Origin of the sequence: Duganella sp. Dugasp56 (genome assembly GCF_047304105.1) — a bacterium.
In the GTDB taxonomy this organism is placed as follows: Bacteria; Pseudomonadota; Gammaproteobacteria; order Burkholderiales; family Burkholderiaceae_D; genus Rugamonas; species Rugamonas hordei.
Genome location: NZ_JBGLYQ010000048.1, coordinates 22,083 through 38,002 on the forward strand (window position 1 = coordinate 22,083; position 15,920 = coordinate 38,002).

Consider the following 15,920-nt stretch of genomic DNA (forward strand, 5'->3'; position numbering starts at 1 on the left):
TCCTCATTGCAACCTTGGCTAACGAACGTATGTGCGGCTCTTTACGTTTTACACCTGGTAGTGATGCGGATCAAGTATTTAACGACATCCTTCGCTTTTTGACTCCGATGGCAGGGATTTAGTCTTGGCGGCCGATCAGCCGGCGCCCGCGCAGCCATTCCTCGGCGCGACGGGGCCAGTCCGACGCCGTGCCCTGGCCAAGGCGCATGCCCATGCCGTGGCCGCCGTGCTCGAACAAATACATTTCGGCCGGCACGTGGGCCCTGGTCAGAGCCTGGTAAAACAGGATGCTGTTCTCGACCGGCACCAGGCCGTCGTCCTGCGAATGGATCAGCAGCGTGGGCGGGGTGTTGGCGGTGACCTGCCGCTCGACCGACATCAGCCGCACCAGCTCGGGCGACGGCGCCTTGCCCAGCAGGGACTCGCGCGAGCCGGCGTGCGCGGCCGGCGCTTCCATCGTGATGACCGGATACATCAGCAGCGCGAAATCGGGGCGTGCGCTGACCGCGTCCAGCGCCGTGCCGGTGCGCCCGGCCGGATCGTTGTACAGGGTGGCGGCGCTGGCGGCCAGGTGGCCTCCGGCCGAGCTGCCCATGACGCCGATGCGGTCCGGCGCGACGCCGTACTCGGCCGCGTGGGAACGCACCAGGCGGATCGCCCGCAGCACGTCCTGCAACGGCGCCGGATGGCCGTAGTCGGACAGGCGGTACTTCAGCACGAAGGCCGTCACGCCCAGGCTCGACAGCCATTGCGCGTACTGCTGCCCCTCGCGGGTGTTGGACAGGAAGGTGTAGCCGCCGCCCGGGCAGATGACCACCGCGGTCTTGCTGGCGCGGTCGTAGGCGGCCGGGTACACCGTCAGCGTGGGCTGGCTGACGTTGCTGACGCGCTCGTCATCCAGGCGCTCCGGCCCGGGCGCGGTCCTGGCGTTGGGCACGCCTTCGGGCCAGAGCGTCAGCACCTTGGTCTGGGCCTGGGCCAGGGCGGCGGTCAGCAGCAGCAGGGCGAGTAGGGTTCTTCGCACAGCTCAGCTCGCGCGCGCAAAGCTGATCTTCAGCGCGTTGGCGTAGGCCAGCGCCGGCGCGTCGGCCGGCAGGGTCACCTGCAAGCCGTCCGCGGTCTGCCGGAACGCCAGCTGGCGGCCGGACCCGAGCAGTTCGACCCGCGTCACGCGCCGCTTCAAGTGCGGGCTATCGCTGCGCATGGACGCGATCGACACCGTGCCGGCCGCCGGCCAGCCCATGACGAAGGCATACACCTGCTCGCCCTTGGCGGTGAAGCGGATGTCCGCCGCCGAGAACGGTTTGCTCTTGCCCTCGTTGAAGCCCGGGCCCGACATTGCCGGGCTGTCCTGCATCACCGGCCCCTCGCCGAACACCGCCCACGGCCGGGTGTCGTAGATGCCTTCACCGTTGCGGGCGATCCAGCGACCGATTTCCTCGACGATGGCGTGCTCCTGCTCGTCGATGGTGCCGTTGCCGCGCACCGGCACGCTCAGCAGCAGGTTGCCGTTCTTGCTGACCACGTCGATCAGCGTGTGCACCACCGTCTGCGCGCTCTTGTAACCTTTGCGGTCATACAGGCCGCGGTCGTAGTGCCAGTTGCCGATGCAGGTGCAGGTCTGCCATGGCTGGGCCTCGATCTGGTTGCTTTGGCCGCGCTCGACGTCCCACACCATGGTGCGGCGCTGTTCGGCGCTGAGGATCTTGCCGTTGACGACAGCCTCGTTCTTGCCCTTGGTGGCGATGCTGCGGTTGTACATGTGCGCCGCCAGCCGCAGGCCGACGTCGCTGACCGGGTGCAAGGGCAGCACGGTATCGTCGTAATACACCAGGTCCGGGTCGTAGGAATCGATCAGGTCGCGGGTGCGGTTGTAGAACTTGTCGCAATAGGCCTGGTCGGGAATCGACGCGCCGCCACCCCAGTGCCATTGCTGGTCCTGCACGCCGTCGCCGCCGCCGCGCTTGCTCAGGGCGTGGCCTTGCGCATACAAGGCCTGCGGGTCCATACCCTCCCACCACTTGCCCTTGCCGTCGGCCCGGGTCAGATTGCCGTCATAGGGGATGCCGGCGTAGGGGCCGCTCTTGTCGGCGCCCTGGGAGGTCTCGTACCAGGTCCAGGAGTGCGCGGCGTGCACGCTGACGCCGAAGCGCAGGCCGTTGGCGCGCGCGGCCTTGGCCCAGCCGCCGATCAAGTCCTTGCCGGGACCGTTTGTGGTCGAATTCCACTCCGGCTGGTAGCGGCTGCGGTACAGGTCGAAGTTGTCATGGTGGTTGGCCAGCGCGACGAAGTACTTGGCGCCGGCCTTCTTGTAAAAGGCCACCAGGGCGTCCGGATCCCAGCGCTCCGCCTTCCACTGGTGAATGATGTCCTTGAAGCCGACCTGGGACGGGTGGCCGTACTTCTGCAAATGATGCTTGTAGGCGTCGCTGCCTTCCTCGTACATCAGGCGGCCATACCAGTCGCCGAACTCCGGCTCGCATTGCGGGCCCCAGTGCGCCCAGATGCCGAACTTGGCGTTGCGGAACCAGTCCGGGGTTTTGTAGTTCGCCAGCGAATCCCAGTTCGGCGCGAACGGGCCGGGGGCGATGCTCGCCGTCCCCGCCGGCGCGACCGCCTCGGCGGCGTAGGCCAGGCGGGACAGCGCGATGGCGGGAATGGCGGCGCCCATGTGTTTCAGTAATTGTCGTCTTTTCATTGTGTCGTCTCCAGAATGCGATAGTTGGATTATGTTGCCGAAGCGGTCCGCCGCAGTTACGAAATTGAATAACGTGTGGGGCAAAATTTCGTAAAACGGGAAATCCCGGGAAGCCCGGCTTGCATTTGTATTTCCTGCTATTTATATTGAGCCGGCAAACGACCCCAAGGTCTTGTATTGAACCAGGAGAGGAAAAGAATTTGAAGACGACGATGCAACGGACTGTGCGACGCGTCAGCGCCATGGTGGCGGGCTTGCTGTGCGCTGCGGCCATGGTGCCCGGCCAGGCCACGGCAGGCGACGAATCGGCCGCCCGCGTCCAGTGGTGGCGCGAAGCCCGTTTCGGCATGTTCATCCACTGGGGACTGTACTCGATACCAGGCCGCGGCGAGTGGGTGCAATGGGGCGAGCAGATCCCGGTCAATCAATACGCCAAGCTGGCCGACCAGTTCAAGCCGGCCCGTTTCGATCCGCAGGCCTGGGCCGCGCTGGCCAAGGACGCCGGCATGAAGTACACCGTGCTCACGGCACGGCATCACGATGGTTTCGCATTGTTCGACGACGGCGCCAACCCTTTCACCAGCGTGAACAGCGCCGCGCACCGCGATTTCGTGGCCGAGTATGTGAAGGCGGTGCGCCAGGCGGGATTGGGCGTGGGACTGTATTACTCGCCGCTGGACTGGCGTTTCCCCGGCTTCTTCTTCCCCGACCTGCAGCGCGAAAGCGCGGAAGCGATGCGCGCGCAATACCATCGCCAGGTGGAGAAGCTGCTGTCCAATTACGGCAAGATCGACGTGCTGTGGTTCGACGGCGGCGAAACGGATTGGCTGAGCTTTAGCGGCGACTGGACCATCGCCGAATGGAAGAAGCGGCCCGACGGCAAGCACTACCAGGGTGGCTTCAGCTGGCAGCACGACCAGGTCTACTCCACGCTGCGCCGCCTGCAGCCGCAAGTGCTGATCAACGGCCGCGCCGACATGCCGCCTGACTTCCGTTCGCGCGAAGGCGACGCCGCGCTGGGCGATTTCGACAACGAGCACCCGTGGGAGCTGTGCACCACCATCGCCGGCGCGTGGGGCTACCAGCCCAATATGCAGCCCAAGCCGCTCAAGCACTACCTGCAGTTGCTGGCCAATGTAGCCGGGCGCGACGGCAACCTGCTGCTGAACGTGGGCCCCGATCCCGACGGCCAGATCGATGCCACGCAGGCGGCGCGCCTGCGCGAGATCGGCGCCTGGCTGGGACAGTACGGCCAGAGCATCTACGCCACCCGCGGCGGCCCCTTCCTGCCGGGCGAGTATGGCGCCTCGACCCATCGCGACCGGACCATCTATGTCCACGTGCTGAAATGGCAGCAGGACAAGCTGGCCTTGCCGGCGATTCCGGCCAGGATCGTGCGCGCGTCGGTACTGACCGGCGGCGACGTGCGGTTCACGCAGACGGGGCAGGGCATCGAGCTGTCCGTGCCGCCGTCCGCGCGCAACGACATCGACACCATCATCGCCTTGCAACTGGATTCGCCCGCCGCCGCGATCCGGCCGCTGCCTGTGCCGAAGTAAGCGTCGGGCGGCCCTAGGCCCGGCGTCGCGTACCCGATTTGATCAATTTCATCTGTTGCGTTGAGCAATTTAGTATTGAAATCAGGTCAGGAAGTATGGACCATGGCTTCAGCCTTGAAATCGACCTCGTCGCGGCGTAGACCGCGACGCACATGGCTGATTGCCGGGACGGCAATCCTGATAAATCACTGGGGGAACGCAAGATGCAGTTGAAGAAAAACATGACCTGCCTGACGGCCGGCTTGCTGATGGCGTTCGGCGCCGCGGCCGAGACCTATCACTGGGACAACGTTGCCATGGGCAGCGGCGGCTTCGTCAGCGGCGTCGTACCCAGCAAGAGCGAGCGCGGCATTGTGTATGCTCGTACCGACGTGGGCGGCTCCTACCGCTGGGATGGCCAGACCGGCCGCTGGATAGCGCTGACGGACTGGCTCAGCGAGAGCGATACCGGCCTGATGGGCGTGGAGTCGCTGGCGGTCGACCCGCGCAACGCGGCCATCGTGTACATGCTGGCCGGCACCAGCTACTTCAGCGGCGGCAAGACCGTGATCATGCGCTCGACCGACTATGGCAAGCACTTCCAGGTGACCGACGTGACGGCCCAGTTCAAGGCGCACGGCAACGGCATGGGCCGTCAGAATGGCGAACGGCTGCAGGTCGACCCGGGTTCCAGCAACGTGCTGTTCGTGGGCACCCGCAGCAACGGCCTGTTCAAGAGCGTCGATTCGGGCGCGACCTGGAGCCGGGTAAACGGGCTGAACGTGAATGACACGCCCAACGGCAACGGCATCGGCTTCGTGCTGCTCGATCCGGCCAGCGTCAGCCAGGGCACGGCCAAGCGCATCTTCGTCGGCGTGTCGCGTTACGGCTCGGTGGGACCGAACCTGTATTTCAGCAAGGACGGCGGCGCCACGTTCGCCCCGGTCGCGGGCGCGCCAAGCGGCCTGATGCCGCAGCGCGCGGCGATCACGTCCAAGGGCCGCCTGTACCTGACCTATGCCAACGGCGCGGGACCGCACGGCTCGTCCAGCGTGGCCAACGAACCGATGAGCACGGGCCAGGTCTGGGAGTACAACACCGTCGGCGGCGCCTGGACCAACGTCACGCCGGCCGGCATCAGCCAGCCGTTCGGCGGCATCAGCGTCGACCCGGGCAATCCCAAGCGCCTGGTCGCCTCGACCATCAACACCTATTGGCTGCAGCAGCGCGAGCCGGCCACCTACGGCGACCGCATCTTCACCTCGCTGGACGCCGGCCGCAGCTGGACCGACCTGATGGCACGCGGCATGACGATCGACCCGAACGGCATCGACTGGGTCCGCACCTCGTCGATCCACTGGGCCGGCGCGATCGAGTTCGACCCGTTCGATACGAAGTCCGCTTGGGTGATATCCGGCAACGGCCTGTTCAAGACCAGCGACATCGACGCGCCCACCAGCAGCTGGAAGTTCGACGTGCATGGCATGGAAGAGACCGGCGTGTACGAAGCCGAGAGCATTCCGGGCGGCCCGCTGGTGACTGTGGTCGGCGACTACGACGGCTTCATCAGCACCGATCCGGCCCAGTACGGCCCGCGCCACACGCCGTCGATGGGTTCCACCACCGGCCTGGCCGTGGCCGCGCAGGCTACGCACGTGATGGCGCGGGTGGGCAATTTGCTGTACACCTCGACCAACATGGGGGTGAGCTGGGAGCAGGCGCCGTCCATGAATGGCTCGCGCGGCAACCTGGCGCTGTCGGCTGACGGTTTCGTGCTGCTGCACAGCCCGGAAAATTCGACCACCACCTACCGCTCCACCGATTTCGGCGCCAACTGGACGCCGGTGGCCGGCCTGGCCGTGAACAACGCGCGGCCGGTGGCCGACAAGGCCAACCCGGCCAAGTTCTATGTCTACGACCGCGTCAGCGGCAAACTGCTGGTGAGTACCGACGGCGGCAGCTCGTTCAATCCCCAAGCCCAGCTGCCCACCGGCGGATCGAGCCTGGTGCGCACCACGCCCGGCCTCGAGGGCGACCTGTGGGTGTGCCTGGACTCGAAGGGTCTGAGCCACTCGACCGATTCGGGCGCCACCTTCACCAGCGTGGGCGGCATCAATTCCTGCGGGTCCATGGGCTTGGGCAAGGCGGCGCCGGACGCCAGCTATCCAACCCTCTACATGTGGGGTGCGGTAGGCGGCACGCGCGGCTTGTTGCGATCGACCGACCGGGGCGCCCATTGGGACCGCATCAACGACGATGCCCATCAATACGGCGGCTCGCTGAGTGGCTGGGTAACCGGCGACATGAACACCTACGGCACCGTCTACATGAGCACCAACGGCCGCGGCAGCGCCTACGGCAGGATCGACCCGGACGGCGACGTCCAGGTGGTGCCGCAGGTGTACGCGAAGCCGGCGCCCACTGCCGAGTGCAAGTACGTCGTGACCAGCGGCTGGTGGGGCGGCCACATCGCCGACGTGCGCATCACCAACACCGGGTCGGCCACCATACCCGGCTGGACGGTGAACTGGACTTACAGCGACAACTCGTCGGTGCAACAGTTCTGGAACGGGGCGGTGACGGGCAGCGCGCCGAACTACTCGGCCTCCGACGTGGGCTGGAACCACGACATCGCTCCGGGACAGACCGTCACGTTCGGCATAGTCGTCGGCGGCCAGGATGGGCCGGACTTCACCGCGATACCGGCCGTGACCGGCGACGTCTGCAAATAAACGCCTCTTATTCAACAAGGTAATCCCATGAAAAAAACTCTGTTCGCATTGATCGCCGGCGCCAGCCTGATGCTGGCCTCCCAGGCCCGTGCCGGCGTCGCCAATTTCGATGACCTGGCCACCGCCGGCGACTTCGCCAGCCTGGGCGATATCAGCCCGTACGCCGGCCTGAACTGGAGCGCAGACTGGTACGCCGGCGACACCGGCATCGACGGCTACGCCAACGGCGCGCACTCCGGCACCAACTACGCCGTCAACGGCTTCGGCGCCGACGCGGTCGACATCAGCAGCGCCACCGCGTTCAAATTCACCGGCGCCTGGTTCGCCGCGCCGCAGGGCGTGGACGACAAGGCCAGCTGGGTCAACGTCACCGCCTACGACGCCTCCAACCACGTCATCGGCAGCACCGGCAACGTCGCCATCGGCGCCAGCTATGTGTGGGTGGCCGGCGGCTTCGACAACGTGTCGCGCCTGAGCGTCTCGCGCGACAGCGGCTGGTATGTGATGGACGACTTCAGCACCGCGGCCGCCGCGCCGGTGCCGGAGCCCGGCACGGCGCTGATGCTGGGGGCCGGCCTGTTGATGCTGGGCGCCGGCCGACGCCGGTCGCGCCGCCGCTAAGCGGCCGGCGACCAAGGCTGTAGCGGGGGCCGCGCCACAGCGCGGCTCTTTTTTTAGAACCATTTGAGCTAGACGACGATGCAATTTAAGAAAAAAATAAGCCTGATGGCCAGCGCCATCGCACTGTGCTGCGGCGGCATGGTGGCCGCCGCCGATACCGCCACGGTGGCGCAACCGGACCAACCGTGGATGAACCGCCAGCTTGGCGCGGACCAGCGCACCGAGCTGGTGTTGCAGGCCATGACGCTGGACGAGAAACTCAAGCTGGTGATGGGCTATCTGGGCGCGGACGACGAAGGCAAGCATTTCAAGCGTCCGCCAGCGTCGCACAAGCAATCGGCCGGCTTCATTTACGGCGTCGAGCGCCTGCAGATTCCGCCGCTGTGGCAGACCGACGCCGGCGTCGGCGTGGCCAGCCAGGCGGGGCCGGAAGCGCGGCCGGCGACGGCGCTGCCGTCGGGCTTGAACACGGCCGCCACCTGGGACTTGCAAACCGCCTTCGACGGCGGCGCCATGATCGGCGCCGAAGCGCGCTCCTACGGCTTCAACGTGCTGCTGGCGGGCGGCGTCAACCTGATGCGCGAACCGCGCAACGGCCGCAACTTCGAATACGCGGGTGAGGATCCTCTGCTGGCCGGCAAGATCGTCGGCGCGCAGATCAAGGGCATCCAGTCCAACCATATCATCTCGACCCTCAAGCATTACGCGCTGAACGACCAGGAGACCGGCCGCACCACGCTCAACGTCAAGATCGAGGAGCAGGCGGCGCGGATGTCGGACCTGCTGGCCATGCAGATCGCCAAGGAAGAGGGCAATCCCGGTTCGGTGATGTGTTCCTACAACCGCATCAACGGCGTCTACGCCTGCGAACACAATTACCTGCTGAACCAGGTGTTGAAGCAGGACTGGGGCTTCAAGGGCTGGGTGATGTCCGACTGGGGCGCGACCCACAGCACGGTGCCGGCCGCCAACGCGGGGCTGGACCAGCAGTCCGGCCTGCCGTTCGACGTGGCCGAGTATTTCGGCGCGGCGCTGAAGGAGGCGGTGCAGAACGGCTGGGTGCCGCAGGCGCGCCTGGACGACATGGCGCGGCGCGTGCTGCACAGCATGTTCGAGCACGGCGTGGTGGACCGGCCGGTGCCGGCCACGCCCGAGGCGATCGACTTCAAGGCCCATGCCGCGGTCACGCTGCGCGATGCGCAGGAGGGCATGGTGCTGCTGAAAAATGCCGGCCGCGTGCTGCCGCTCAGTTCATCGATCAAAAAGATCGCGGTCATCGGCGGTTACGCGGACAAGGGCGTGATGGCGGGCGGCGGCTCGTCGCTGGTGTATCCGGCCGGCGGCAACGCGGTGCCGGGGCTGGAGCCCAAGTTCTGGCCGGGCCCGGTCATGGTCTATCCGTCGTCGCCGCTGAGCGCCATCGAACGCCAGGCGCCGCAGGCCAAGGTCAGCTTCAACGACGGCAACGATCCGGCCGCCGCCGCCAAATTGGCCAAGGACGCCGACGTGGTGGTGGTGTTTGCCACCCAGTGGACCGGCGAAGCCTTCGACGTGCCCAATCTGTCCCTGCCCAACAAGCAGGACGCGCTGATCGCCGCCGTGGCGGCGGCCAATCCGAAGACCGTGGTGGTGCTGGAAACGGGCGGCCCGGTGACCATGCCGTGGCTGCCGAAGGCGGCCGCGGTGCTGGAGGCCTGGTACCCGGGCACCAGCGGCGGCGATGCGATCGCCGGCGTGCTGTTCGGCGCGGCCAATCCGTCCGGCCACCTGCCGGTGACGTTCCCCGCTTCCGAAGCGCAGCTGCCGCGCGTGGAGCTGGACGGCTATCCGGAACCCAAGGAGCCGCGCCGCTTCGACGTCGATTATCACGAAGGCGCGGCGGTCGGCTACAAATGGTTCGACCTGAAAGGCCATCAGCCCTTGTTCCCGTTCGGCCATGGCTTGTCCTACACCGAGTTCGCGCTGTCGGACCTGGACGCGCGGGTGGAGCAGGGCGTGCTGCAGGCCTCCTTCACGGTCAAGAACGTCGGCAAGGTCAGCGGCAAGCAGGTGGCGCAGGTGTATGCCGCGCCGCTCGACGTCCGCTGGGAAGCGCCCAAGCGCCTGGTTGGTTTCCGCAAGGTCGAGGTCAAGCCGGGCGCCGGCGTCAAGGCCTCGGTCAGCGTGGATCCGCGCCTGCTGGCAATGTATGACACGGCCAGCAAGACCTGGAAGGTGGCGGCCGGCAATTACAAACTGATGCTGGCCAGCGACGCGATGGACCAGAAAGCCAGCAGCGTGGTGGTGCATCTGGACGCGGCCGTCTATGATGTCAACGGGCGGCCGGTAGCCGCGAAGTAACATCGGGCGCGGCCTGGCCGCGCCCATTTCCGGAGTCTTGCATGATGAATCCACAGAACGCAGCGTCTCATTTCAAACGCATCGTGGTGGTCGGCGGCGGCACGGCGGGGTGGATGACCGCGCTGGCGCTGGCCACCGGGCTGCGCGGCGGCACGGTGGAGCTGGTCGAATCCGAGGAGATCGGCATCGTCGGCGTGGGGGAGGCGACCTTTCCCTCGATCCGTGAGTACAATCGCCTGGTCGGCATCGACGAAGCGGAATTCCTGCGCGCCACCAACGGCACCTACAAGCTGGGGATCGAATTCCGCGACTGGCGCGTGCGCGGCGAAAGCTACTTCCACACCTTCGGCGACTTCGGCCAGTTGAGCGGCCCGGAAGCGCTGTGGGGCCACTACCGCCGGCTGCGCGAGGGCGCGCCCGGCTCTTTCGACGAGCAGTGCCTGCCCTCCGTGATGGCGCAGCAAGGGCGGTTCTGCGCTCCCTCAACCGCGCCCGGCGCGCCGGTCTACAAATACGCCTTCCACTTCGATGCCACGCTGTACGCCGATTTCCTGCGCAAGCTGGCGCTGACGCGCGGCGTGCGGCGCACCGAAGGGCGCATCGTCGACGTGGCGCGCCGCGCCGACGGCGGGGTGGCGAGCCTGCGGCTGGCCGACGGGCGCGAGGTGGCCGGCGACCTGTTCATCGACTGTTCCGGCTTCGCCTCGCTGCTGCTGGGGCGCACGCTGGCCGAACCCTTCGTCGACTTCGGTCACTGGCTGCCGGTGGACCGGGCATGGGCCTGTCCCTGCGAGCGCAGCGGCGCCGAGCTGACGCCGTACACCCGCGCCACCGCGCTGGAAGCCGGCTGGGCCTGGCGCATTCCGCTGCAGAACCGGACCGGCCATGGCCACGTGTTCGCCAGCCGTTTCATCGACGAGGAGCGGGCCCGCGAGCAGCTGCTGCAACAGCTGGACGGCGCGCCGCTGGCCGAGCCGCGGCTGCTGCGCTTTGCCACCGGCCACCGCGCGCGCTTCTGGGTCCACAACGTGGTCGCGCTGGGATTGTCCTCCGGCTTCCTGGAGCCGCTGGAATCGACCAGCATCTTCCTGATTCAGAGCGGCCTGGGGCGGCTGATGCCGCTGCTGATGTCCGGCGCCCCGGTCGGCGCCGCGGCGGTGGCCGACTACAACACCGGCTCGGTGCGCCAGTTCGCGCGCATCCGCGATTTCATCATCCTGCACTACCGCCTGACGGCACGCCGCGACAGCGAGCTGTGGCGCCACATGGCGGAGATGGAACTGCCGCCGACGCTGGCGTTCAAGCTGCTGGCCTGGCGCGAGACCGGTTCCTTGCATATGTACGACGAGGAGGGCTTCGACGCCACCAGCTGGCTGGCGATCCACGCCGGCATGGGCCACTGGCCGATGCGCGAGGATCCGGTGCTGCTGGAGCTGGGGCGCGACGACGCGCTGCAGGCGCTGCGCGATCGGCGCGACGCGATCGCCGCCACCGTGGCGCGCCTGCCCGGCCACGACGTATTCCTGAACCACGTGCTGGGACGCTGACGACATGATCCATACGATGTCCTTAATCGGCGTCGCCTCTCTGGCGTCGCCCTGAAGGATGCCAACGACAATGGTTTTGCCCTGTCAAGGCCCGCCGGTGCCTTGAGTGCACGGTTGCGTTGCGTTCGTAATGTATCTAGAATGATTGTATGCAACACCTCACTGTCCATGATCTGATTTCGGAAAATAATCGCTTACGTGCCTTATTGCAGCAACAAGCCGAGGCGCAACGCAAGGTCGAACAAGCGGTGGGTATCGAACGCCTGTTGATCCGCACCCTGACAGACAATATGCCCGAATTGATCTATGCGAAAGACGCTCAAAGTCGTTTTTTGTTTGGCAATATGGCGGTGGCCGACATCATGGGTGCCAGCAGCCCCGCCGCGTTGATCGGCAAGTCCGACTACGATTTCTACGCGAAAGAATTGGCGGATCAATATTTCACCGACGAACAAGCGCTGTTGCGTTCGGGTGATTCTCTGATTGGGCACGAAGAGCCGGTCGCCGACGCCCATACCGGTGAGCAACGAACCCTGCTCACGACCAAGGTGCCGTTGCGCGACCACGACGGCGTAGTGATAGGCATTGTCGGTATTGGTCGCGATATCACCGATCGCAAGCTGGTCGAAGCAGAACTGTTGAACAGCAATAGCTTGTTGATCGAGCTAAACAAGAAACTGTCGCACGCGCAGGAGCAACTCGTTCAATCGGAGAAAATGGCGTCGATCGGTCAACTCGCCGCCGGCGTAGCCCACGAGATTAACAATCCGATCGGCTACGTATGTTCCAATATCAGCGCGCTCGATGGCTATATGGTGAAAATCCTTAACATCTTGGCGGTACACCTCGATGCGCAACAATTCATTACGGCGCCCGACGTGGTAGAGCGGCTGAACCGCTTGCGCATTGAAAACGATATTAACTACGTGATCACCGATTGCGGCGACCTGATGCGCGAAACCCGGGAAGGGATTTCTCGCGTCAGGCAAATCGTACAGGATCTAAAAGATTTCTCCCATGCCGACACCAATCTCGATTTCCATTGGGCCGATCTGCATCGGGGGATCGACTCGACGCTCAATATCATTTCCAACGAACTAAAGTACAAGGCCGATGTGGTCAAGGAATATGGCGACATTCCTCCGGTCGAATGTATCGGGTCGCAGATCAATCAAGTTATTATGAACCTGGCGGTCAACGCGGCCCACGCCATCGGCGCCGAGCGTGGCGTGATCACTCTGCGTACTGGGCTGGACAAGGTCCACGGTGACAAGGTGTGGATCGAGGTGGCCGACACTGGTTGTGGCATCGCACCCGAAAACGTGAAGCGGATTTTCGAGCCATTTTATACGACCAAGCCGATCGGGCAGGGAACCGGTCTGGGGCTGGCGCTGTCCTATGGCATCGTACAGCGCCACCGGGGGCAGATCGAGGTTACCAGCGTCGTCGGCCAAGGCACGGTGTTTCGCGTGACGCTGCCGCTCAAGCACACGCCTGTTGATATGCAAGAGATTTTGCCCCGCTCTTAGGCCTAAACGCTGAGCCAGCGCCGCGACGCGATCGCCGCCACGGTGGCGCGCCTGCCCGGCCACGACGCCTTCCTGAACCACGTGCCGGGACACTGACCGCATGATCCAAACAATATCGCTATCGCTCCGCTCCCGGATCTTCCTTTCCGCCGGGACGGCCATGGTGCTGTTGTTGCTGCGCAAGAGCAACCGTCACTGCATGGCCGTCATACGTCACCATACGTTGCTTCGCGCGAGCGAACGCGGCACCGTGACCGCAGCCAGGCCCGACGACCACTACGCTGAACTGGCACTTTTCTTTCATACCAGGGAAATTACCCTGGCGCTCAAAAATGGTCAATTTCCTGCCAGCGTCATCCCATCGCATGCGCGTCAACGCGTACTCGCCGCGCTCGTATCCCCAGCCGTCGCCGGCGTCTTCGTAAAACGTGAATTGCCCACTCGCGCCAGGATAGACCCGAAGCTCGATCTGGACACTGGTAACTTGCGACACATATTCCTGGACCGGGCCGATGGGAATGATGCTGCCGGCGCGGACGTGGACCGGGATGCGCGATAGCGGCGCATCGACCACGACCGTTCTCCCGCCGGCCTGCGATGTCCCGGTCCAGAAATCGAACCAAATTCCTTTCGGCAGATAGACTTCGCGGGTACGCTGTCCCTGCAGCGGAACGGACTTGGCGGCGTAATACATGGGTTCGAGCACGGGGCTGACCATGACGCCGTCGCCAATCAGCATCTGCGTTTTCAGATCGTATGTCCGAGGGTCGTCCGGGAAGCCGAACGCAACCGGCCGAATGAACGAGGCGCCCTGCAGGTAGACCAGTCCGGCCAACGAATACATGAATGGCAGGAGGCGATACCGTAACTGGATGGACTCGATGATCGCATCGTAGAACGGGGTCCCGGGCTCGCCGAAGTGCCACGGTTCACGCGGCGTGTCCGTACCGTGACTGCGGAACATCGGCAGGAATACACCGAACTGCAACCAGCGCGTATATAGCTCCCGATAGCCAAGATCCCCGACACCGGCATCGTAATCGCCATTCCAGAACCATTGCTGGCCACGCCGGACGAAGAATGCGCCAATATCGCACGTGACGTACGGATTCCCCGATGCGCTGTAGCTCTGGAGCGCCACGACCTGCTGGGCAAGGACCGGCCATCTGGCCGCAATGTCGCCAGTCCACACCACGGCGCCTGCAGCCTGGCTGCCGGCGTACGCCGATCGCGTAAGGTTCACCAGACGCTTGGCAGGTGCAGCCTTCCGCCAGTTCCGGTAGAAACTCTGCGAGTCCACCAGAGCGTAGGCGTTGAGATATTGGGGATCGATGATCTTGGCCAAGCCGCGGATGTTGAGTTCATCGGCATTGTCAGGACGTTTGGCGTCCTGAACCCAATCAGCCACTTCCGGTTCGGTCGAGTCGCACCACCAGGCATCGATGCCGTGCCGGCCGAGATACTGCCATGCGTGGTCAAAATAGAGGTCGCCTGCCTTGCGCTGGAAGAAATCGACGTAATCGGTGCCGGCCAGCGTGTAGCCATTGTCTTTCAGGGCCCGGCCCGGCGGATCGAGCGGACTCGGGTTCGGCCAGACAGAAATCATCACATGGGCGTTCAGGTCAAGCGCGGCCTTCGTCATTGCCGCGATGTCGGGATATCTTGCCGCTTCCGGAACGAAGCTGCCCCAATGGTTGGGCATCCAGTAGTTCCAATCCTGGACGATGGTATCGAGCGGGATCTTCCGTCGACGGAACCGCGCGGCAGTCTCGACCAGATCCTGCTGGGAAACGTAACGTTCCTTCGATTGCATGTAGCCGAAGGCCCACTTGGGCGGCAGCCTGGCTGGCCCCGTAAGCTCGCGGTAGCCCGCGATGGCGTCGTCGGCTTTTTCTCCGACGATCACGTAGTAATCGAGATCGTCCACGACATCGCTAGTGAGCGACATGCCGTCCGCGCCGTCGGCAAACGTGAGCGCACTGTACGAATCGAACAGCAGGCCATAGCCGCGCGTCGAGGTCATGAACGGCACGACGATACGCAGATTATGCTGATACAACCTCTTTCGTCTCCCGCGCAAATTCAGGTCGTCGGTTTCATCGAAGCCCAGGCCATATAATGCCTCATCGCCGTGTAAACTGAAACGCGCCGCCGCCTTCCAAGCATCCCTGTCTTTCGTCTGCACATAGGCGCCCGCGACCTGCCGCTCACCGTCGACGGTTTTTATCCTGGTGACCGTGGAGGGGGCCGGCATGGACTTGACAACTTCGACCCGTTCGAATGCGCGCGGTGACGCAGTATTCTCTTGCAGGAGCAAGGTGCCATCGGCTCGCCAGAATGAAAGCGCACCACTGCCGAGGTCAAGTTTGACCAGCATCCTGGGGGAGCGCAATGAGCACACCTTGTCATCACCGCCGATCTTGATGACGGACGGCCGACCGCCAAAGTCGGCGCGCATCAGGCTTGCGCGCTCGGACCATTCCTGGTTCGGCGTCGCCGTGACACGGACGATGTGATCGTTGACGAAGCTGATTCTCAAACGGGTACTGGCGGTTGCGCACTCCACGCCCACCCCGGTCTTGCGTACGTTCTTCACCGGCGCAGTGCCCGACCCGCCGTGCAGCAGCTTCTCGGCGGCGCTCGCGTACCTGGTCACCGTCAGCGCTGGCACCGCCCCGACGAACTGCATAAGAAGTTTTCTACGGCTATACATATGTCCCCAATTGTTGTTATCGATCACCATCCTAGGGTTTGCAGTTCACATTGCGCATATCGCACTATGTAAATTATATATAAAGTACAAATCTCGGCAAAATTGGATGAATAGGCTAGACGCCCCCGCGCAGCAATTACAAAAATGCTCAAAGGCCGCGACAAAAACGCGCAACGCCGCCTGCTGCCTATGTGGAAGTCCA

General features: G+C 64.5%; 9 protein-coding genes. 6 read left to right on the top strand and 3 right to left on the bottom strand.

Going from position 1 to position 15,920, the window contains the following annotated elements; all coding sequences use genetic code 11:
- Nucleotides 1-118: 118 nt before the first annotated feature.
- Nucleotides 119-1,024, bottom strand: a complete 906-nt coding sequence (locus ACCD07_RS26565) for an alpha/beta hydrolase (protein ID WP_176650898.1) — start codon at nucleotides 1,022-1,024, stop codon at nucleotides 119-121.
- 3 nt (nucleotides 1,025-1,027) lie between these two features.
- Entirely contained in the window at nucleotides 1,028-2,698 is a 1,671-nt protein-coding gene (locus ACCD07_RS26570; protein WP_413449073.1) for an alpha-L-fucosidase, read from the bottom strand.
- A gap of 212 nt (nucleotides 2,699-2,910) precedes the next feature.
- Between ACCD07_RS26570 and ACCD07_RS26575 the strand changes: the two genes are divergently transcribed.
- The 6 genes from ACCD07_RS26575 (at nucleotide 2,911) to ACCD07_RS26600 (ending at nucleotide 13,005) form a co-directional block, all read left to right on the top strand.
- A complete protein-coding gene (locus tag ACCD07_RS26575; RefSeq protein ID WP_413449074.1) occupies nucleotides 2,911-4,257 on the top strand; it encodes an alpha-L-fucosidase in 1,347 nt (448 codons plus the stop codon).
- 203 nt (nucleotides 4,258-4,460) lie between these two features.
- Complete coding sequence (locus ACCD07_RS26580) at nucleotides 4,461-6,968, top strand: cellulose binding domain-containing protein (protein ID WP_413449075.1); 2,508 nt, start codon at nucleotides 4,461-4,463, stop codon at nucleotides 6,966-6,968.
- Between the two features lie 27 nt (nucleotides 6,969-6,995).
- Nucleotides 6,996-7,589 carry a PEP-CTERM sorting domain-containing protein gene (locus ACCD07_RS26585; protein WP_413449076.1) on the top strand — a complete coding sequence of 198 codons (594 nt, stop codon included), beginning with the start codon at nucleotides 6,996-6,998 and terminating at the stop codon, nucleotides 7,587-7,589.
- A 78-nt stretch (nucleotides 7,590-7,667) separates the two neighbouring features.
- Entirely contained in the window at nucleotides 7,668-9,929 is a 2,262-nt protein-coding gene (locus ACCD07_RS26590; RefSeq protein ID WP_413449077.1) for a glycoside hydrolase family 3 C-terminal domain-containing protein, read from the top strand.
- Nucleotides 9,930-9,970: 41 nt separating this feature from the next.
- Nucleotides 9,971-11,476, top strand: a complete 1,506-nt coding sequence (locus tag ACCD07_RS26595; protein ID WP_413449078.1) for a tryptophan halogenase family protein — start codon at nucleotides 9,971-9,973, stop codon at nucleotides 11,474-11,476.
- A gap of 149 nt (nucleotides 11,477-11,625) precedes the next feature.
- Entirely contained in the window at nucleotides 11,626-13,005 is a 1,380-nt protein-coding gene (locus tag ACCD07_RS26600) for an ATP-binding protein (protein ID WP_413449079.1), read from the top strand.
- A 118-nt stretch (nucleotides 13,006-13,123) separates the two neighbouring features.
- Here ACCD07_RS26600 and ACCD07_RS26605 read toward each other — a convergent pair whose 3' ends face one another.
- Nucleotides 13,124-15,694, bottom strand: coding sequence for a TIM-barrel domain-containing protein (locus ACCD07_RS26605; protein ID WP_413449080.1), 2,571 nt, complete (start codon nucleotides 15,692-15,694; stop codon nucleotides 13,124-13,126).
- Nucleotides 15,695-15,920: the final 226 nt, after the last annotated feature.